The organism is Acinetobacter sp. ANC 4169 (assembly GCF_002135355.1).
Lineage (GTDB): Bacteria > Pseudomonadota > Gammaproteobacteria > Pseudomonadales > Moraxellaceae > Acinetobacter.
The window spans coordinates 77,776-97,794 of sequence record NZ_NEGE01000002.1; the positions used below are offsets into that span (position 1 = coordinate 77,776).

General features: G+C 38.4%; 16 protein-coding genes and 1 pseudogene. 7 read left to right on the forward strand and 10 right to left on the reverse strand.

The features are described 5' to 3' along the window. The first annotated feature begins 15 nt into the window (after positions 1 to 15). From tssM to B9T26_RS01820, 3 genes are read left to right on the forward strand one after another with little or no spacing between them, the layout of a single operon-like run. Complete coding sequence (gene tssM / locus B9T26_RS01810; RefSeq protein ID WP_086198107.1) at positions 16 to 3,843, forward strand: type VI secretion system membrane subunit TssM; 3,828 nt, start codon at positions 16 to 18, stop codon at positions 3,841 to 3,843. Positions 3,844 to 3,892: 49 nt separating this feature from the next. After that, positions 3,893 to 4,852: a type VI secretion system-associated protein TagF gene (gene tagF / locus B9T26_RS01815; protein ID WP_086198268.1), complete on the forward strand. Its 960-nt coding sequence runs from the start codon at positions 3,893 to 3,895 to the stop codon at positions 4,850 to 4,852. A gap of 6 nt (positions 4,853 to 4,858) precedes the next feature. Next, a complete protein-coding gene (locus B9T26_RS01820; RefSeq protein WP_086198108.1) occupies positions 4,859 to 5,620 on the forward strand; it encodes an OmpA family protein in 762 nt (253 codons plus the stop codon). Positions 5,621 to 5,682: 62 nt separating this feature from the next. Here the strand turns inward: B9T26_RS01820 and B9T26_RS01825 are convergent, their stop codons facing one another. After that, positions 5,683 to 7,104 carry an amidase gene (locus tag B9T26_RS01825; protein ID WP_086198109.1) on the reverse strand — a complete coding sequence of 474 codons (1,422 nt, stop codon included), beginning with the start codon at positions 7,102 to 7,104 and terminating at the stop codon, positions 5,683 to 5,685. Between the two features lie 129 nt (positions 7,105 to 7,233). Further along, positions 7,234 to 8,649 carry a PLP-dependent aminotransferase family protein gene (locus tag B9T26_RS01830; RefSeq protein WP_086198110.1) on the reverse strand — a complete coding sequence of 472 codons (1,416 nt, stop codon included), beginning with the start codon at positions 8,647 to 8,649 and terminating at the stop codon, positions 7,234 to 7,236. A gap of 217 nt (positions 8,650 to 8,866) precedes the next feature. Between B9T26_RS01830 and B9T26_RS01835 the strand changes: the two genes are divergently transcribed. Next, entirely contained in the window at positions 8,867 to 9,661 is a 795-nt protein-coding gene (locus B9T26_RS01835) for a hypothetical protein (protein WP_086198111.1), read from the forward strand. Between the two features lie 65 nt (positions 9,662 to 9,726). On the opposite strand, the gene B9T26_RS15625 is transcribed toward B9T26_RS01835, so the two are convergent. Together B9T26_RS15625 and B9T26_RS01840 are read right to left on the reverse strand one after the other, a co-directional pair. Then, positions 9,727 to 9,885 (reverse strand): hypothetical protein, encoded by a 159-nt coding sequence (locus B9T26_RS15625; protein ID WP_171262915.1) that lies wholly within the window; start codon positions 9,883 to 9,885, stop codon positions 9,727 to 9,729. A gap of 188 nt (positions 9,886 to 10,073) precedes the next feature. Further along, positions 10,074 to 10,685 (reverse strand): hypothetical protein, encoded by a 612-nt coding sequence (locus tag B9T26_RS01840; RefSeq protein WP_143222984.1) that lies wholly within the window; start codon positions 10,683 to 10,685, stop codon positions 10,074 to 10,076. An 866-nt stretch (positions 10,686 to 11,551) separates the two neighbouring features. Here B9T26_RS01840 and B9T26_RS01845 point away from each other — a divergent pair. Further along, on the forward strand, positions 11,552 to 12,247 hold the full coding sequence (locus B9T26_RS01845; protein WP_086198112.1) for a DUF1826 domain-containing protein: 696 nt from the start codon (positions 11,552 to 11,554) through the stop codon (positions 12,245 to 12,247). A gap of 544 nt (positions 12,248 to 12,791) precedes the next feature. Here B9T26_RS01845 and B9T26_RS01850 read toward each other — a convergent pair. From B9T26_RS01850 to B9T26_RS01865, 4 genes are all read right to left on the reverse strand, one after another. Further along, complete coding sequence (locus B9T26_RS01850) at positions 12,792 to 13,592, reverse strand: sulfite exporter TauE/SafE family protein (RefSeq protein ID WP_086198113.1); 801 nt, start codon at positions 13,590 to 13,592, stop codon at positions 12,792 to 12,794. A 44-nt stretch (positions 13,593 to 13,636) separates the two neighbouring features. Next, positions 13,637 to 14,131: a flavin reductase gene (locus B9T26_RS01855; protein WP_086198114.1), complete on the reverse strand. Its 495-nt coding sequence runs from the start codon at positions 14,129 to 14,131 to the stop codon at positions 13,637 to 13,639. 102 nt (positions 14,132 to 14,233) lie between these two features. Further along, positions 14,234 to 15,262 carry a methionine synthase gene (locus tag B9T26_RS01860; RefSeq protein ID WP_086198115.1) on the reverse strand — a complete coding sequence of 343 codons (1,029 nt, stop codon included), beginning with the start codon at positions 15,260 to 15,262 and terminating at the stop codon, positions 14,234 to 14,236. Between the two features lie 42 nt (positions 15,263 to 15,304). Then, a complete protein-coding gene (locus B9T26_RS01865; RefSeq protein ID WP_086198269.1) occupies positions 15,305 to 16,303 on the reverse strand; it encodes a putative oxygenase MesX in 999 nt (332 codons plus the stop codon). 447 nt (positions 16,304 to 16,750) lie between these two features. Here B9T26_RS01865 and B9T26_RS01870 point away from each other — a divergent pair. Next, a pseudogene (locus tag B9T26_RS01870) lies at positions 16,751 to 17,421 on the forward strand (epoxyqueuosine reductase QueH). 25 nt (positions 17,422 to 17,446) lie between these two features. On the opposite strand, the gene B9T26_RS01875 reads toward B9T26_RS01870, so the two are convergent. Continuing rightward, positions 17,447 to 18,841: a methylenetetrahydrofolate reductase C-terminal domain-containing protein gene (locus tag B9T26_RS01875; protein WP_086198116.1), complete on the reverse strand. Its 1,395-nt coding sequence runs from the start codon at positions 18,839 to 18,841 to the stop codon at positions 17,447 to 17,449. Positions 18,842 to 19,243: 402 nt separating this feature from the next. Here B9T26_RS01875 and B9T26_RS01880 point away from each other — a divergent pair, with 402 nt between their 5' ends. Then, complete coding sequence (locus tag B9T26_RS01880; protein WP_086198117.1) at positions 19,244 to 19,429, forward strand: hypothetical protein; 186 nt, start codon at positions 19,244 to 19,246, stop codon at positions 19,427 to 19,429. Positions 19,430 to 19,602: 173 nt separating this feature from the next. On the opposite strand, the gene B9T26_RS01885 is transcribed toward B9T26_RS01880, so the two are convergent. Next, positions 19,603 to 19,917, reverse strand: a complete 315-nt coding sequence (locus B9T26_RS01885; protein WP_171262916.1) for a hypothetical protein — start codon at positions 19,915 to 19,917, stop codon at positions 19,603 to 19,605. Between the last annotated feature and the right edge of the window lie 102 nt (positions 19,918 to 20,019).

A 20,019-nucleotide genomic window follows, 5' to 3' on the forward strand; every position in this document is an offset into this window, starting at 1 on the left:
AATAACGAGAATCACATGTTTTATACCGTTTTAGCTTATATCTGGCAATATGTAACCCATCCCAAAGCCATAATTGCACTCTCTTTTTTAGTGGCATTGGTTTCTTCCTATAATGTCATTCCGCGAAATATTTTTTGGGTGCTGGTTGCAGCCTATGTTTTCGCACTCATCGGCTATGGCGTATATCGGCTAATTCAAAAATACCGTCATACGCAACAGGGTGCAGTGCTTGCTAAAGCTATTGAAAATGATACTCAAGCTGAATATGGCAAGCATAAAGATACGCAAGAATTACAGCTGATGAGTCAGCAAATGAAACAATCGATCCAACTGATTCGTAAATCAAAGTTGGGAGATAAAAAAGGCAATGCAGCTCTATATGAATTACCTTGGTATATGGTCATTGGCAATCCAGCTGCAGGTAAAAGTTCGGCAATTTATCATTCAGGGCTGAAATTTCCCTTTGAAGACTCTCATCAAAAAATGATTTCTACTGGTCTAAGCGGGACACGAAACTGTGATTGGTTTTTTTCTACCGAAGGGGTGTTACTGGATACTGCCGGGCGCTATTCAGTTTATGCCGAGGATCATCCTGAATGGTTGGGCTTTTTGAATTTATTAAAGAAAAGTCGTACCCGAGCGCCAGTTAACGGTTTAATTGCAGTGGTCAGCATTGCCGAACTGATCAGCCAAAGCCCCGAGAAATCAATCCAGCTGGCTAAAAATTTAAGAGCTCGCATTCAAGATATTACCGAACGTTTAGAGATATTTGCACCCGTTTATTTAGTATTTTCCAAAATGGATTTAATCGCAGGATTTACTGAATTTTTTGAATGCTATGAGATCGACGAGTTTGATCAGGTATGGGGAGCGACTTTAAAGTACGAACCAAATTCCGTCCAGAATGTAATGACGCTTTTTGAACAGCATTATGCTGTTTTATATGATGGTTTAAAAGGGCTAAGTACCACGCATCTTAGTCGACGTCATAGCCAGAATATTTCACCCAGTGTGATGACATTTCCTCTAGAGTTCAAAAGTTTAAAACCAGCACTGAAAACTTTTATTGGGACTTTATTTGAAGAAAATCCCTATCAGTTTAAACCTGTATTCCGTGGTTTCTATTTTACCAGTGCCTTACAACAAGGTGTAATTGAAAGTCCAATGACCCAGCAGATTGCGCAGGATTTTCATTTATCACAAAGCTTAAATAGTGAAAATACTGGACTGAGTAATTCGATTTCACAAAACCATGGTTACTTTCTAAAAGGTTTATTTTCAAATGTGATTTTGAAAGACCAGAATTTGGTTAAACAGCATATTAATCCTGTACGCAAGAAACAACGTTACTTAGCCTTTATCATTGCCTTATTTGGTATATCCATTATTTTAAGTTTATGGGTCTGGTCATATCGGAATAATCAGCAACTGATTGCCGATGTGCAAGCCGATCTAGACAAAGTTGTACAACTGGAAAAGCAATCCGGGCAAGAACTCTCTACGCAACTGAATGCCTTGCTGATTTTACAGGAGCGTATGCAGCAGCTTGATCAATTCGAGGAAAATCAGCCTATACAGTTTAGCTTTGGTCTGTATCAGGGTCATGCGTTGCGAGAAAAATTAAAAGCTGAATATTTAAAAGGCATTAGACAACTGCTTTTGCAGCCGACCCAACAGAATATTGCACAGTATTTACAGCGTATAAAAAGCAACGAAGCCACTTTAAAGGCCAATCATATTAATGTTGAAATAAAAACAGTCGATAAAAATCAGCAATATTTAGAACCATCTGAAAGCAATCCCCAAGATGCTTACAATGCTTTAAAGGCTTACTTGATGCTGAGTAATCCTCAATATATGGATCCAAGTCATTTAGGTGATCAGCTGACACGTTTCTGGCGTCCTTGGCTGGATGCAAATCGTGGCCTGATGCCACGCGGTGAAATGATCCAGAAAGCGGAGCAAATATTATCCTATAGCATCACACTGGCACATACTCAAAATTTTCCAATCCTTGAAGCAGACTCTTTGCTGGTTGATCAGACCCGTCAGGTTTTATTGGCTGTCATTCGGGGGATGCCTGCACGGGACCGTGTGTATAACGAAATCAAAATGCGTGCCGCAGTGCGCTATCCTGCTGTAACCGTAAAGCAGTTAGTGGGAGAAAATGGCCAAAATACAGTACTGGGAAGTTATGCCTTACCTGGCATGTTTACCTATAAAGCATGGCATGAATATGTAGAGAAAGCGATTGATGATGCCGCAAACCGCCCAATAGATAGCAAAGACTGGGTGTTAAATAGCACTCAATCGGATGATCTCACTTTTAGTGGCAGTTCAGACCAGATCCGTAAGCAATTAACAGCACTATATAAGCAGCAATATATAGCTGAGTGGCGTAAATTTTCAAATGGCATTTACTATGCCAAAGCCAGCGATTTTAACCAGCAAACAAAAAATATTGATATTTTGGGCGAGCCAGAAAATTCCCCCATTCGTGCCATTATTCAGCATATTGCTCAAGAAACCAGTTGGGATAACCCTGTGCTTCAGGCAGAACTGGCTGCACCAAAAACCGGTTTCATGGCATGGCTTAAATCTAAAATTTTAACCCAGGATGAGCCTAAAGTGATGAACCATGTGCCAAATCAGGCACAAGGAGTCATTTCAAAAGAATTCCAGATGTTCTATCAATTAATTCGTAAACGCGATGATCAACAAAACAAATCTTTATTAGATGAATATATGCAGTCACTTGCACAGGTCAGGAGCAAATTTAATGATCTGAAAAGTACCGGAGATATTGGTCCTGCAGCCTTTATTTTGGTTAAGCAAACGATTAATGATCAAAACTCTGTTTTTAATAATAGCCAAAAAATCATTGATGAAAAAATGACTGTTGGACTGAATGACCCAGATCAGCAAGTTCTGCAAAAATTATTAATGAGTCCCTTAACTCAATCCTTTGCCTGCTTATTGATTCCAGCACAGCATGAAATGAATAAATTATGGATGATCCAGGCGAATCAGCCATTTAGCGCTAATTTAAGTCAAAAATATCCATTTAACTCTTCTGCAACATTGCAGGCCACTCGCCAAGAAATCAGTCAAATTTTGGGTGAAAATGGCAGTATTGCACGTTTTGTCAAAGACTATCTCGATCCGCTGGTTATTCGTCGTGGCTATCTATTAACCTCCAAAACCTGGAAAGATTTGGGGGTTAGTTTGAATCCACAATTTGTAATGAATTTCCAAAGTTATGTGGCACCCAATAATGGCATGGCAACAGGGGAGCTGAACCAAACAACGGCAACCGCAGTAAGCAATCAATCGAATTTCCAGTTTTATCCTTTAGAAAATCCACAACTTCTGTCTTATACCATTGATATTGATGGCCAAAGAATGGTTTATGAAAATGGCATTCAACAATGGGTGAATTTTGTCTGGCCAAATCAAGGTTCTATTCCTGGTGCACGTATTAGCGCGGTAGATTTGCAAGGACAAATGCATACCATCTTGGATGAGCCGGGAGAATATGGCATTAACCGTCTCATTGATCATGCACAGCGTACACAACGTGGTGATAGTTTTGAGATGATCTGGAAAGATCAACAAAATCCTGAGTTAGCCGTAAAAGTTAATTTCCGTTTGATTAGTGGTAATTCGGGACATATTGGTTCGAGTCGTGGTTATGCTGGCATGCAACTGGTTGATCAGGTGGTGAATGATAAATCGGTTCGTGTGGTTGCAGCACAGGCAGTCCCAACCTCCCTGGCAATGGTTAAAACCAATGCCACTCCTGCATTAGCAAGTATGAATAATGGTGCTGGAGTTACCCCATGATGAATATAAAGCACATCATACGCACAACAAAAAAAGTGGGAGCATATTCATGCTTACCATGAAAACTTTCCCGATTTATTATGGTAAATGTCCCGCACATGGTGATTTTTTGAAAACGCGAGGGCAGTCTGCTTTAATTCAATTGCTAGATCAATGGATTACTGAGGCATTGGAATATGCCATGCAATCAGCTGATTTTGCTACAAACTATAAACAACTCCCTGCGCTGGATTTTTTTATTGCAAATCCACAGGACAGTAGTTTTCTGGTCGCCAATTTAATCAGCAGTGAAGATAGTTCAGGTCGTCAATTTCCAATGCTGCTGAGTCATTTATTAGAAGTTGATTCGCCCAGTGATAATATTTTTTATGCACCCTTGCGTTATAAGCAGACTTTAATTGATTTATTGCAAAAGAATAGGGAAATACAGTCGCTCAGTGAGCCTGATCTTCTACCGGATAAACTGGGAAAATTAAGCAATGAAATTGAAGTGCTTACGCGTAATGAAAGTGCTGAATTTTATCAAGATCATACTATTCATTCATTTTCACAATTAATGAGCTTAAGTGCCAATGAGCTGGCTCAAAGTATGGTCGGTCTGGGATTATTGTTGCAGCCCGTGATTCAACAAGGAACGGAGCAGATCAAAAAAGTCCTGATTTTACCTGTTAATAACTCCAATTATAGCCATGAAATAGCCGCTTTTTGGGTCAATTTGATCAGTTATTTTGTTTCAAAACAAAATGTAGAATTATGGACTGGAATTTTGCATCTGAAGCAACCCGTGTTGCTGTTTGGTTTCCAAGGTGCCGATATTATTGCATTAAGCGAGATATTCAATCAAAAAATGGATTCCGGGCATTGGGTTTCACTGCTTCAAGCCAACTGGATTGATCCTTATTTAGAACAAAATGCAGGACTTGCTGCTTTAGAACAAGTTTTAAGTGAGCGCCAACTAAGTCTTACCCAAAGTATGAAACTGTTTAAACAAACATTTATTAATGAATAAAATATTATGAAAAAACAATATAGTAAAATTATTTTGCAGATCATTTTTTTAATTTTTAGCTTATCTATAGTGACCCATGCCGAATCGATTGTCATTGAGGGGGCTGTGCCCAATGAAGCCAGTAAACAAGAAATTTTAAATAAAATGTACACGACTTATGGGCAAGAGAATGTCATCGATAGACTTCAAGTCCGTGCTGTTACTGCTCCTAATGGTTGGAGCGGTGCTGTGAGTAATGTCATTACCGATGACCTAAAAAAAGTAAAACAAGGTAAACTAACCGTACGTGGTACGCAGGTGGATCTATCCGGAAAAATGAGCGATGAACATGACCTCCAGCCGACAACTACAAAATTTCACAGCCTTGTAGCAGCGCCTTATCGTTTAAATGCACAATTATCCGTAAACCAAGCTGAGCAACAAATGATTGATGCCACATTAAAGCATCGTATTATTGAATTTGAATCTGGAAGTGCTGTGTTAACTGCATCAGGCACACAAATTTTAGATGAAATGGCGGTAGCATTGAATAAAGTCAGCGGTAAAAAAGTGAAGGTGATTGGCCACACGGATAGCTCTGGTGATGCAAATAAAAACCTGACTTTAAGCCAGCAGCGTGCAACTACAGTGAAAAATTATTTAATTGGGAAAAATATTGCAGCTACAAAGTTAACTGCAGAAGGTTTCGGTTCGAATCAACCTGTTGCTGATAATACCACTGCGGAGGGTCGTAGAAAAAACCGTCGTATTGAGTTTCACGTGCAATAAGTAATTGCCTTTAAAAACGATATTAAATAAGGAAGCTTGATGCTTCCTTATTCATTTTATGATCAAGCATCCTGAATTCTACGCCAGGGTTTTGCCTGTTCAATTTCATAGGCCAATTCAATTAAAGTCTTTTCATCACCAATATTGGCAGAAAGCTGCATGCTAATTGGCAAGCCATCCACTTGCGTTTGTCCCATCGGGATCGACATTCCTGGGGCGCCAACGACATTCTGAATGGGAGTAAAGGTAACGTAATTTTGAATCCGATCAAATAATTGATCAAATGGAAGCCTAGGCGATAGATAACCAATTTGTGGGGTTGTATGTGCTAATACCGGTGAAAGAAGTACATCATATTGGTTAAAAATGTCCTGATACTGTTGCTGCATTTTTTTTAAACGGTACAAAAATAACGGCGTTTTATAAAAGTTCTTTTTATAAAGTCCAGCAAGTCCAACGGTTAAATTATCCAGCTTTTTAGCATTAAATCCGGCCCCAAAAGCCTGTTTGCCAAAGGTTTGCATCATAAAGGATAAAAAACCCCAATATTCACTAAAATCATCAACAAAGTTAATGGAGATAGGCAACTTAAACTCTTCAACATGATGACCCAAGTCTGCCAGTAATTTCGCAGACTGGTTGAGGGTGAATGATGTTTCCTGATCAATTTGACCAGTGATGGATTGGGTAACTAAACCGATTCGTAAACGGCGCTGGTTAGGCTGTTCGATTAAACCAATTTTAGGCAGTTTTTTATTATAAAATCTTTGTTCCATACCGGCATAAAAGTAAGCTGTATCACGAACACTGCGTGTAACTACACCTTCACTAATGATATTAATGGGCAAAGAACGTGCTGCATCACTATCAAAAGTACGACCGCGACTGGGTTTAAGTCCAATCAAACCACAGCAAGCAGCGGGGATTCGAATTGAACCGCCTCCATCATTGGCATGGGCAATAGGCACTACACCCGAGGCAACCATTGCAGCAGAACCACCCGAAGATGCACCGCAAGAATAGTCTGTATGCCAGGGATTAACAGTCGCACTGCCATCTTTAAACTCAGTGGTGGCATTTAAACCAAATTCTGGCAGGGTGGTTTTACCTAAAACCACAAAGCCCTGATCTAAAATTTGTTGACTGATTTTGGGATTAATTAATACAGTTTTACCATGTACCGCTTTAGAGCCATGTGTGGTTGTCAGGCCTTGGTAATCGGTATTGTCTTTAAAAAAGAAGGGAACACCGGCAAAAATTCCTGTTGGTTTGAAATGTGGCTTTGACAAAGCACGCTCAAAACATTCAAGCTGAATCGCATTGAGATGTGGATTGACGCGTTGTGCACGGGCAATCGCGGCTGCTGTTACTTCCTGTACGGAAGCCTGTTTACTGCGAATTAATTGTGCGATACCCACAGCATCTAGATCTGACATTACATCATTATCAAATGCATGAATTCGTTTAGAATTTTGCGATTCCATATAATTTTAGCCCTGTATTTCCGTATATTTTTGTTTTTCATTTTGTCTTATAGAGATCAGCATAAGAAGACAAGGCTGATCAAAATCATTTTACAACATAGTCATGACAATATTCACTGTCAATTTAAACTATTCATCCATTATAAAACCTTGCAGCGTAGCAATAACCTGATCGAGTGAATGCTGAACTGAATCTGACCATTCAAATGAACAGTTCATCCTTAAATAATGTTGTTTTTGTGCGGTGATATTGAAAAGTTGACCTGGTGCAATACCTATGTGCTGCTGGATAAGGACTTCATAAACTTGCATGCTGTCTACATTTTTAGGCAGTTTCAGCCATAAAAAATAGCCACTCGGATAATATTCAATTTTACATTCAGGGGGTAAATTTAACTCTAAATATTTATAAAATAATAATTTATTATGCTGTAAATTTTTTCGTAAATTACGAAGATGCTTTTCATAATGAAAATTAGACAAAAATTCCACTAAAGCGGTTTGCAGTAAAGAATTGACCGAAATAGTGCTCATTAACTGCAAATGCTGAATATGCTGCGAGTATTTCCCAGCATGCACCCAACCCACACGAAACGTTGCACCCAAAGTTTTAGAAAAAGAAGAGCAGTGGAGGATCAAATTATTTTGATCATAATAGGTCATGGGCAAAGGCTTGTTATGTCCAAAATACATTTCTTCATATACGTCATCTTCAATCATATGAACTTGATATTGATGTAATAATTTTGAAATTTGGAATTTTATATCTTCTGAAATGGTAAAACCTATAGGATTATGGCTATTCAACATGAACCAGCAGAGTTTTACCGGATAGGTTTTTAAGATATGTTCAAAAGCGTCCAGGTCAAATCCATGTTTTGGATGCTCTGGAATCGTGACCACTTTTAGGCCTAAACGTTCAGCCGCTTGCCAGGCACCATAAAAAATATTTTGCTGCAAAACAATATAGTCACCTGGTTGAGCAATTGCTTGTAACGCCAGATTCAGCGCATCCATAGCACCCGATGTAATGACAATGTCATCAGGGTCAGTTGCGATACCTTGCATACAATAGCGTTGGGCGATCAGTTTGCGTAAGGCAAAATTTCCGGGTGGCAAGTTATCGATAGCATCATAACTTTTTTTATTACGTGCAATTTGTCCCATAATCTGGGTCAGTTTTTTGGAATAGACCAAATCACTGGCCGGAAATGCCGAACCAAACGGAACAATATGTTCACCCTGAATGGATTTCAGATACTTAAAAATTAATGAATTGATCTCAATATTAGAATTGAGAGAAACAATTAAAGGTGTGTTGTGTTCATGGTCAGCATATGTATTGGCAATGTAGTAGCCAGATTTTTCTTTCGCATAAATTAACCCTCTAGATTCAAGCTCTTGATAAGCATTCATCACGGTAATCAGGCTAAAACCGGAAAGCTGCACTTGTTCACGTAAGGAAGGGAGTTTTTCATGGGCTTTCAGGATACCACTTTCAATCAGTTGTCTTAATTGATGAGCAAGCTGTTCTGACTTATACATGTGGAAGTATGATTTATGAAAAGTAACTGTCTATAAATATAAATGTATTTGGTAAATATTAAAGTATTTTTATAACAGATTTATCTAAAAATGCAGATCTGTTATAAATTTTATGACTGATGCTGTATCTATCATATTCAAAAATATTTGCAATACTAGCGCACACTGAATGCAGACACATGATGAATGTGCATAAAATGTTGAAATGGAGTAACACATGTTTGAAATATCGCAACTAAATTTTATCCAGCAGTTGCTTACAGGACATAAAGTTTCTTCGCAGATTGAAGGGTTACTCAAGCAAAAATATTTAAATGTCGAAGCCACATTATTAAGAGCAAAAAAGCTCAGAGAAATAGAGAAGGCAGGGCACATTGTGATTCTGCAAGACCCCATTACAGCGCATATTGAAGATGTAGCTTATTTTTTCTCACCTTTTATATTGGCGAATCTGAATCGAAAGGTCATTTATTACACAGCCAAAAATGAACAAATTTTAAGCATTTTGTCGCGGTATTATCAGGCTAGTTATAACAATCTCAGCTTTAATTTTGATGAACTATTGGACAGCCTAGGCTTATCTCTACAATTAAATGATGAAGGAATGACGCGGGAAGACTTATTTTATCTAAATTTAATCAATGGTTTATGTAATTCAAAAGTATCTAGAATAGTTTGTGTTACGCGTCTGAATGTCAATCTGGAATTGATTAATCTAATCGCTGATTTTTTGCATGTGCAGATTCAAGTCATTGCTCTAGAACAGCAATCTGAATACTTAGATATAAATAAAATCAATATGTTACAACTATTATTTAAGAATAAAAGTGATGAATACATACAACTTTGTACAAAATTTTCTCAAATTAATGCCAAGTTATTGAAAATATTAGATTTATATGGATTTTATCAAGCGCAATTGCTGGTAGACGATATGTTTTATTCAGAGCATATTTTTGAAAAACTTTCAGTCTACGGTGAATATATGCAGACTAAAATTCAATATCATTAAACTAAAAAAAAGCAGCATGCTTGACGAAAACATGCTGCTTGATCATAGATTTGGTTATATTGAAATTATGGAAGATATGAATTATCTGCATTAACCACGAATGCGACACCAATACAGAACAATAAAGCATAAATCCCGAACCAAATGATGGCGCGTTTGAAAGCTTTATCTGAAATGCCACTGTCAGCGTATTTTTGCTGTCTTTTTTGCTCTTGATCGTTCATCAGGCTATCTCAATTTGTCTATCTGTTAGCTTGATTATTGACGATGTAAATGAACATCTATAGATACAAAAAAGTGAAATATTTATATAACAGTTATAGTTTTAAATTTGCAGGAGCATATTGAAAGCGTGCTATGAATAGCTATTATAAATCCAATGCAAAAAATTTAGACCTGGCTTTAAACTGGTTTATCTATTTTCCAGAATGGATAAAAATGCTTCGATAAAGTTAGGTAGTCTTTTATGGTGAATTTGTCCCACTTTAATGATTTCATAAGTCAAACCATCCGGTTGGAGCTTCTCACTTTCTATTTTTAACAGTTGTTGGGTTGACTGTAAGCCCTTTAACCAATCTTCAAGTGCTTTGATTGGTATATCATTTTTAATATCTCCACCTTGCATCGCTGTTTTAAAATGGCTTAAGGTTGTACTGTCTTTAAAGCAGACTTCAACCCGATGTTCGGTACTGTTAAATAGATCATGCTTGATTACAAATAGAAATTTTCCACTGACAGGTTTTAGGGCGGTGATATAAATATTTTTATGATTTAGGCTATATCTTTTATTTTTGGCATTATTAAATTCTGAAGTCCATCCTTGAGACTCTAAAAATTTATCCATTTCAATGAAGATCAGATCGGTGACTTGTTCTTCAAGCGTATCTGCAAGTTCCTTAAGTTCATGACTGATCACGATTAAATTATTTTCCAACTTTGACCGTTGGGATTCCTCATCATCATGCTGTTTGGATTGGGCTAATACGGCTTGGAAGCGTTGTTCAGGCGTCATGATTCTACTCACTTGATATAAAGCCTTATGCGTTAATGATGTGGCTGAATATATATAATTGCAAGTAAGAAGAAGGTACTTAAATCAATCATTTTAAACAGAATATCTATGCTTATAAATATATATATTATTGATTTATAAATATAAATTAATTAATTTGATATCTATGATATGTAAGAGTGATTAAAATAAATACACATTTTGTAGCGATTCAACTAAGCAAATTTTTATTGCGCAAAGTTCTCACTGGAATCCGAAAAAATTAATGGAATAAGAAGCAACTCAATAGAACATTTCTAATAAGTCACTTTAAGGGAGAATAATACTGTTGGGTAAGTAACAACTCTAATTTTAATATTTAGATAACTTGCAGACTATGAAAAGATGAGATACCTAATGACACTTAATTGTTTTGATTTAAATTTACTAAGATTGAATAATTATTGCCGAACGATCAGTTTTGAATCAATAGAGTAACAAGTTTAATTAAATGAACGATGTATAGCGAACATGCTTTATATAAGGGATATAGATAACATTTCGTATAATGTATATTATGTTAAATAAGATATATGTAGAACGCTTAGCTCTTATGATGTCCTGCCTGACTCGTGTGCAATAAAGTTAATTATGATTTTATTTATGAAATTTTTCATTCTCATATTTAAGGAGTCATTATTGCACTTTCTGTTATTAAAACTCAAAAGAGTCATATTAAAAGATTTCACTCATGATCTTGAATACGACAATTGAGATTGTATGACTTATATCGAAAATGGTGTCGTCTATAAAATTGTCTTATGTCCTTAATCATTCTCCATCTCTATAGCGCTGAGTGTATATAATTAGACATGATTAATGAGTAATTTCATTCGGGTATGACGAATACATTTTCTGGCAACAATCAAATTAGTGTGGTTTCAACTTTTTCTGAACTTGTTCATTCAAATTTTCAAGACGATATGAATGCCATTTGCTGGTCTAGAAATTTGACGGGTGATTTTAAAGAGATTGTCGCTAAACTTCATTTAAAAGAGAACATTACGGAAGTTTCTATTGAAGATCTTTTGGCGCTTCAGCTTTCAGAAAATGGTCATCTGGCTAGAGAAAATATTTTAAAGGATATGCAGCTTTTAACCGATTTCGGAGCATCCCCTTCTCTGAACTTGCTTAAAAGTTATGAACGGGATGATGAACTGGATTTTATTTCGACAGATGTCTATTCCTTTCATGTCGATCGCTCACCGATTGGTACAGATACCTTTTTATGTACCTATTACGGTGCGGCAAGCGATATCTTGCCGAATGATCAGGTTGAGCAAAAGATTTTGATTCCTGAAATTAGAGAAAAACTTCAAGCATTACATGATGGTACGGAAGCTGAGTTTGAATGCTTCCTTGAAGAATATTATTTTGATCTGCATTACCAACCTAAAGCTGATGCAAAACCTGTGAATTTAGGCCTAGGACATCTTTGGCGCTTGGCAGTTGATCATCCAACACAGCAAGTTTTGCCTTGTGTACATAGAGCGCCTGTGGAAAATAATGTATATCGTCTGCTGTTGATTTGTTAATGATTTAGATGAGCAGCAACGCTGTGCAATAGGATGAAGGGAATTTTTCATACAAATCCTTTCCCTCTTGCGCGTATTAACGCCCATCCTTTTCAAAGGATGAGGGAATTCTCATTGTGAATCAAATATTATTCAAAACTCGACTTATGCAAAAAGCCGAATATAAATTTAATTGCTATAAAATAATAAAGCCCACATATAGTGCAATGCTGTTCACTTAAGAGGTTCAGCATTGTGGTCTACCTGATAACGGTTTTTTTGATATCTTTACTGTTCGAGGCATTTTAGGCCTCAAACACCTTTCTGTAGATAATGAATTAAGCAAATCATTCAAAAATGCTATTTTAAATCAATACTTTGAGTCTATGTTTTGTGTCAATATTTTATGGGCTGATTATAAAAGTCTAGAATATCCTATTTTTAAAAAATCATAAAAAATCCGATGCCAAATCTGACATCGGATTTTCTAATAAATTTAGCAACGCCTCAAATGCTTAAGTGAACAGCATTGCACATATAGTGAGCTTTATTTGCTGATTATGATTTAATTGAAGCCCTTAAACAGGAAAAAACATCCTACAATCACCAACAATAAGGCAAAACATTTTTTAAGCACTTGTGGTGATAATGCATGCGCTGCTTTTGCACCCAACTTTGCGGTAAAGAAGCTCATGAGACTGATGCCTAAGAATGCATAAGTATGTACATAGCCAATACTATTGGGAACAGCTGCATGCGCTTTCATCCCAAAAATCATAAAGCCCAGAGCACCTGCAATGGCAATCGGTAGACCACATGCAGCAGATGTTCCGACCGCCTTTTGCATCACCACACCATAACGGGTGAGATATGGCACAGTAACACTACCACCGCCAATCCCAAAAATGGCTGAAGCCACACCAATCACAGAACCTGCAGCAATTTGTTTACCTGTTGAAGGCAAAGATTTTGTTGGATCGACTGCCTTTTTAGCACCAGTAAACATGGTATATGCTACCCAAATCAAGAATAAACCAACAATGAGTTGAAGATGTATTCCTGAAAGCCATCCAGCAATGGCTGCTCCGGCAAAACAGCCGATCGCCATCGGTGGCGCCAGGTTTTTAAATACCGGCCACATCACCGCGCCATTTTTATGGTGTGCCATCAATGAGCTAATCGATGTAACGACGATTGTCGCGAGTGAAGTCCCTAACGCCAAATGCATAATGACATCAGGACTGTAATCCATTTGGGTAAAGACAATAAACAAGAGTGGGACGATAATCGTGCCACCACCGACACCGAACAGACCTGCTGCAAATCCAGCAAGTGCCCCGATGGCTAAAAAAATAATAAGTTCCACGATATACTGACTTTTAAAGAATAGAATATTGAAGCAATGATTAATTAAGCAAGTTCGAGTTGACCGACTTGATGATAAGCACGGTTAAAATAGACTAGGCTTTCTTCTTGCTGACTTTGTTTAATCGCTAAGACACGACATAAGAAAATGCTGTGTGTGCCGACGTTTTGAATCTCTTCAATTTGGCAATCAAAACTCACCATAGCATCTTCGAGAATCGGAGCACCTGTTTTTAGTGTTGTCCAAGCACCCAATTGAAATCGCTGTTCAGAACTGAATTTGCTCGATGCAAATGCATTTGAGATCTGTTCATGCTGTGTGCTGAGTACATTTACTGATAGGACTTTATTTTCAATAAAATGTGCATGTGAGCGAGATGATTGATTCATACAAACCAGTAATGTCGGCGGTGTATCGGTCACACTACATACGGCGGATGCGGTGAAACCATGCATCCCTGCTGTACCTTGGGTTGTGATTACATTCACAGCAGTCGTTAACAAGGACATTGCATTTCTAAACTCGGTTGCTTCAATCATCTCTTCTATCCCAAATGTATTTATGGCTTGTCTCTTACTCAAGTCAGGGAAATGGATGATTTGATATATCATCCACCCTGCACTTATTGAGACAGCTTAGAATTAAGCGGTCAGTTCTTGACGAACAATGGCAGCACCTGCGCTTAATGCTTCGAGTTTACCGCGAGCGACTTGACGAGATAAAGGTGTCATGCCGCAGTTGGTCGATGGATAAAGCTTGTCAGCATCGACAAATTGCAGTGCTTTACGCAATGTATTCGCCACTTCCTCAGGGGTTTCGATTTGGTTGGTCGCCACATCAATCGCCCCAACCATGACTTTTTTGCCACGAATCAGTTCAATCAGATCCATCGGTACACGTGAATTTTGACATTCAAGAGAGATGATATCTAACTTAGATTGTTGCAGCTTAGGGAATGCTTGCTCATATTGACGCCATTCATTGCCTAAAGTCTTTTTCCAATCGGTATTGGCTTTAATGCCATAACCGTAGCAAATGTGTACCGCAGTTTCACATTTCAGCCCTTCAAGCGCACGTTCTAAAGTCGCCACGCCCCAATCATTCACTTCATCAAAGAACACGTTAAAGGCAGGTTCATCAAACTGAATGATATCCACTCCTGCTGCCTCTAACTCAAGCGCCTCTTGGTTCAGAATTTTGGCAAATTCCCAAGCCAGTTTTTCACGGCTCTTATAATGACCATCATAAAGCGTGTCAATCATAGTCATCGGACCAGGTAACGCCCATTTGATCGGTTGATTGGTTTGGCTACGCAAGAATTTCGCATCATCAACAAAAACTGCTTTTTTACGCGAAACTTCACCCACCACTGATGGCACGCTGGCATCATAACGGTTACGGATACGCATGGTTTCACGTTTTTCAAAGTCCACACCTTCAAGATGCTCGATGAATGTAGTCACGAAGTGCTGACGGGTTTGTTCACCATCACTTACGATATCAATCCCGGCTTGGCGTTGCTCATGTAGAGACAATTTTAAGGCATCACGTTTCGCTTCAAGCAACTCTTCGCCTTCAAGTTTCCAAGCTGACCAAAGTTTTTCAGGTTCTGCAAGCCAAGACGGTTTCGGTAAGCTGCCAGCAGTTGATGTTGGTAATAAAATGGCCATGTCTAATCTTCTTTCTCTAAATTCATTTATATGTGTGATGTATTAGGCAGCGGTGTCTTGCTGAGCAGTTTCCACTTTGAAATTGGCAGCCCATTCATCAAGGATGTCTTTATAAGGCTTGATGAAGTTTTCTTCTGTCCATTTGCCTTGTTTCACAGCCAATTCACCACGTTCAACACGGTCATAGACAATACGGGTTAATGAATAATCCCCATAGCTCAAGCTTGGCTGATACACCACACCTGCAGGTGAATTGGTATTATAAATTTCAGGACGATAGATTCTTTGGAAGCTTTCCATAGTGCTGATCGCGCTGATCAATTCGAAATCAGTGTAATCACGTAATAAGTCACCTGCACAGTAGAATGCCAACGGCGCATTGCCATTTTCAGGCTTGAAGTAACGCACGCTTAAGCCCATTTTTGCGAAGTATTCATCGGTACGTGAGTAATCATCATTGGTATATTCCACACCTAAAATCGGATGCACATTCGCGCTGCGGTAATACGTTTTAGTCGTTGAAACACTTAAACAAATCACAGGCTGTTTGTTAAATTCAGCTTTAAAGACCTCTGAATTCACGAGATGTTGATACAGCTTGCCGTGCAGGTCGCCAAAGTCTTCAGGCTTTTCATTAAACTTGCAGCCTAGTGCTGGCAATACCACACTAAAGTCATAATCACGCACATAAGATGAAAAGCTGTTGCCAATCATGCCTTCAATACGTTCATTGGTATGATGATCGATAATGGTACTTTTTAAGGTTTCAATGAATGGGAAAGTTTGACCATTGCCTTCGATATCAATTTCTGCAGAGATGATATCGATTTCAAGTGAATAACGATCACCTTTTGGATTATCGACCGTTGCCAAGCTATTAAAGCGGTTGTTAATCATTGCAAGTGTACGACGAAGATTTTCTTGGCGGCTTTCACCACGTGCCAAATTAGCAAAGTTAGTCGTCAAACGTGTATTGTTTGCTGGCTCGTAGTTCTCATCAAAACGGATTTTTTTAATTGAACATGCAAATTTATTGCTCATGGTATTCACTGCCCTAATTTCTAAAAAATAAATCAAAATTTCTGTATGGAGCAATTTATACGTGAATTCAAAGATGAATAAAAATGATTTAACCTCAACATAAAGTGAGAAAAATTCATTTTTAGCAGTGTGATTCAATGAAATTCATTCAAACAGCTGAAATTAAGAGAGGATTATCTGAGTAATAATTACTACTAAAAAAAATATAATTAATTAAATAACAATAACTTATTGTGATTTATCAATAAAACTTAATAGCAGCATCTAAAGCCTACAAACTAAATCCAATACCTATTTATTCAGATTTAAGCGCTAATGAGGAAAGCTTGAATTTCATTCAAAGTGAATCTAGCTCATTTTAAGATGAGAAAAGATCAACCTATTCATTCTTTTTAGACCAAGCAAATCACTAGAATAGTAGGTCTAGATTTAAAGCTTATAATGATTATGTCGAACAAACTCGAACGCCAAAAACTGACTTTGCCAGAAGGTCATGACAAACTTCTGCTCCACTCTTGCTGTGCACCATGCTCAGGTGAAGTGATGGAAACATTGATTGAATCGGGCATCGACTTTTCAATCTTCTTTTATAACCCTAATATTCACCCCGTCAAAGAATATGAAATCCGTAAAGAGGAGAATATCCGCTTTGCAGAAAAGCACAATATTCCATTTATCGACTGTGACTACGACACAGACAACTCTGGTTTCAACGCGCCAAAGGCATGGAAAATGAACCTGAAAAAGGCATCCGCTGTACCATGTGTTTCGATATGCGCTTTGAACGCACTGCCCTGTATGCAGCAGAAAATGGTTTTAGCCTGATCAGTAGCTCATTGGGTATTTCACGCTGGAAAAATATGAAACAGATTAATGATTGTGGTCATCGTTCTGCTTCACATTACCCAAGCATTACTTATTGGGACTATAACTGGCGTAAAAATGGCGGTGCTGTACGTATGCTAGAAATCAGTAAAAATGAGGAATTTTATCAACAGGAATACTGTGGCTGCGTGTATTCACTGCGAGATACCAACCGCTGGCGTATGAGCCAAGGCCGAGATCGAATCAAACTTGGGGTGAAATTCTATTCTAATGCCAAGGATGATGAAGATTAACAATGATCCTTGAAGTAACAGTCCTTTAAACCTCTGTCGCTGCATACCAATTCTTCCAAGAACTGGTTCCGCGTACTTCAATCGGTACAGTTGGAATCAGTTTTTCTTTTAACACTTGGGTTTGTTCTACCGCCTTGGCGAGTCTTGCTTTAACTGAATGAATACATTCTCGATCACCAAATTCACAGCGGTCTAAGCTTGTCCCGCCACACGGTCCATTGGCTAAACCCTTCGGACAGGTTTCCGGGCAGATATATAAGGTATCGCCCAAACGGCATTGCCCACAACTTTCACAGCCGACAATACTATGCTTGCTGATGAATTCAGTTTTCAGCAAGGTTTTTGCAGCAGCCTTGCGTTCCCAAAATGGCGATTTAAAAATAAAGCGGCCGACACCCTTGGCAATTTTTGAATCAAATAAAGCATCATGCATTAAATGTAATTGATAATATTTAATCATCTGACTAGATGATGGCTGGCGGGAAAAAGAAGATAGTTCCGGTATGAACTCCTTCCCCGTTTTAATTTGCCATAAGGACATCCACAGCGATTCAAGCGCATCTAAACCCAGATGCCGATATTGCTCAATATAACTTTCCAGCAGCATCTGTTCTTCAGGTTTATGACACGCAGATAAATCAACACCGGAAAATCCAAGCTGTTTGCACATCAAAATTTGTAAAGCACAGCGCAAATAAACCCGCTCGCTCAGTCCAGCCTGTTTCTCATCTGCCAATACTTTGAGCATATGCGGCGTAATGACAATCCCTGCAACTTTATTTTTTACCATAAAGTTGGCGCGCGCTAAACTGAGCGGCATCACACATGCGAGGATTTTCTGTGGGTAATGGTGGCGTTTTAAAAATGCCTTGGCCTGCTTGAGCGCATCAATGTCATAACCCAATTGGGTGATAATAAAATCAGCACCCGCTTTGATCTTCTTATGCAGTTTTAAGTACTGGGCATCGCGTTCTGCTTCAACATATTTAAACGGGTTAAATGCAACGCCAATGCAAAATCCGCCAGATTGTTTGGCCGCCATGACAGCATTGACGGACTCCAGATATCGGCTACGTTCTGTTCCATCTTTTCCATCATGATGTTCTTTTAGCTTGTCGCCCGTCAGCAATAAAAGATTGTTGATATTAGCCGCCTTAGCTTGCTGTAGGAATAACTCAAAATCCTGAATATCCCGTCCTTTGCCAGCAAAATGCAGAACCTTTTCCACTGAGTCTGGATATCGCTTACTCGCTTCAAGCGGCGCCATGTCATGATCTGAATGTACACGGTCTGCCAAAGTCATTACAGCAGGATAGCCAGCAAATGCCGTTTTCACGGGAAAAATCTCATTTAATGAAGTGAGATATTCCACCAGAATACAAAACTGGTTTTGCTGAAAAAAGGAGGATAATTGGGGCATATACAAAGTAGATCTAAAGGATCAGAAAAAGATTGAGCTGAATTATAGGCCAGAAAGATTGAAATACCACTTGCCACTACCAATAAATAGCGGTGGCAGAATTGATACTTATTAAGTGGTAGTTATTCCCAGATCTTTTTTGCTACCTCATTCATCAGCTTGATTTTCTTGCATTGGGTAAAACATTCATCTAAAAAAACTATCAAATGAAAATCAAATTATGCTGAGCTGCGTAGACCAGTCATCTACGAATACCAACATTAACACAAGCCACAATTTATAAAATCAAGCAGCTTATAAACACAACAGTGTAATTACAGCTCTCTAATACAATAACAAGAATATTCAGGCAGAGATGCAGCTAAGCGTACCCGGCATCCATATTTTAGTAGGTAAATGCTTATGATTAATCCAGATAAAGAAACCGATGAAGAAGTGAATGAAGAATTTCCAGAAGAGGAATTAGACCCGCAAGAAAAGCAGGATCGGGAGATTCAGCGTGGTCAGTTAGGCGTAGACAAAGACCCCCAGATAAAACGAGACCAGATCCGTCAGAGACATGAGGATGAAGAGGATCAGAATCTATAGCTGATGTCCTTTAATCCAATAAAGGCCTAATTGCATTTTCTCAACCGAGCACTTCTTTTATATAGCTACGCCAAAATGATCGTCGGAACAATAAAACCGACTGTCACTAATATGCCATGAAAAATTGAAGCATAGGGTTCAGACAACATCGCTACCTGTTTCATTGGCGAGGTTCACGGTGACATCTGCAAAGCAAGCAAGCCGATAAAGCCTAGCTGCCATTTAATATTTTCATGGGCTTGTAGATGCTGTCTATAGGCATAGGCCAGTAATATCGCCGAAAAAATAATTTCAAAAATCCAGGACCAGATGCCCCATTTTCCCCACACACCAAAACCTAAATATTGCTCGGCATAAGGGTATAAGGCCAGATCGGCATTATGCATGGGAATATCTGCGACAAAATGCAACAAACAAGACAATGCCGCTACTGCTGCAATTCGCTTATCTTTTAGAAAAAATGCACCCCAAACGATTGCCATCAGCAAGGAATGATCCTAATCAATAAAGGTCAAATCAAAATATAAATAAGGTAACGCGAGTAAATTGGGTGTTACTTTCTCAATGCCAATCGCGACCAAGATACCATT

What these genes read in the sequence shown, in the direction of transcription:
- B9T26_RS01845 (WP_086198112.1), top strand. Translation starts at nt 11,552, where the DNA reads ATGACGAATACATTTTCTGGCAACAATCAAATTAGTGTGGTTTCAACT.
- B9T26_RS01865 (WP_086198269.1), bottom strand. Translation starts at nt 16,303, where the DNA reads ATGAGCAATAAATTTGCATGTTCAATTAAAAAAATCCGTTTTGATGAG.
- tssM (WP_086198107.1), top strand. Translation starts at nt 16, where the DNA reads ATGTTTTATACCGTTTTAGCTTATATCTGGCAATATGTAACCCATCCC.
- B9T26_RS01820 (WP_086198108.1), top strand. Translation starts at nt 4,859, where the DNA reads ATGAAAAAACAATATAGTAAAATTATTTTGCAGATCATTTTTTTAATT.
- B9T26_RS01855 (WP_086198114.1), bottom strand. Translation starts at nt 14,131, where the DNA reads ATGATTGAAGCAACCGAGTTTAGAAATGCAATGTCCTTGTTAACGACT.
- B9T26_RS01830 (WP_086198110.1), bottom strand. Translation starts at nt 8,649, where the DNA reads ATGTATAAGTCAGAACAGCTTGCTCATCAATTAAGACAACTGATTGAA.
- B9T26_RS15625 (WP_171262915.1), bottom strand. Translation starts at nt 9,885, where the DNA reads ATGAACGATCAAGAGCAAAAAAGACAGCAAAAATACGCTGACAGTGGC.
- B9T26_RS01875 (WP_086198116.1), bottom strand. Translation starts at nt 18,841, where the DNA reads ATGCCCCAATTATCCTCCTTTTTTCAGCAAAACCAGTTTTGTATTCTG.
- B9T26_RS01825 (WP_086198109.1), bottom strand. Translation starts at nt 7,104, where the DNA reads ATGGAATCGCAAAATTCTAAACGAATTCATGCATTTGATAATGATGTA.
- B9T26_RS01880 (WP_086198117.1), top strand. Translation starts at nt 19,244, where the DNA reads ATGATTAATCCAGATAAAGAAACCGATGAAGAAGTGAATGAAGAATTT.
- B9T26_RS01835 (WP_086198111.1), top strand. Translation starts at nt 8,867, where the DNA reads ATGTTTGAAATATCGCAACTAAATTTTATCCAGCAGTTGCTTACAGGA.
- tagF (WP_086198268.1), top strand. Translation starts at nt 3,893, where the DNA reads ATGCTTACCATGAAAACTTTCCCGATTTATTATGGTAAATGTCCCGCA.
- B9T26_RS01860 (WP_086198115.1), bottom strand. Translation starts at nt 15,262, where the DNA reads ATGGCCATTTTATTACCAACATCAACTGCTGGCAGCTTACCGAAACCG.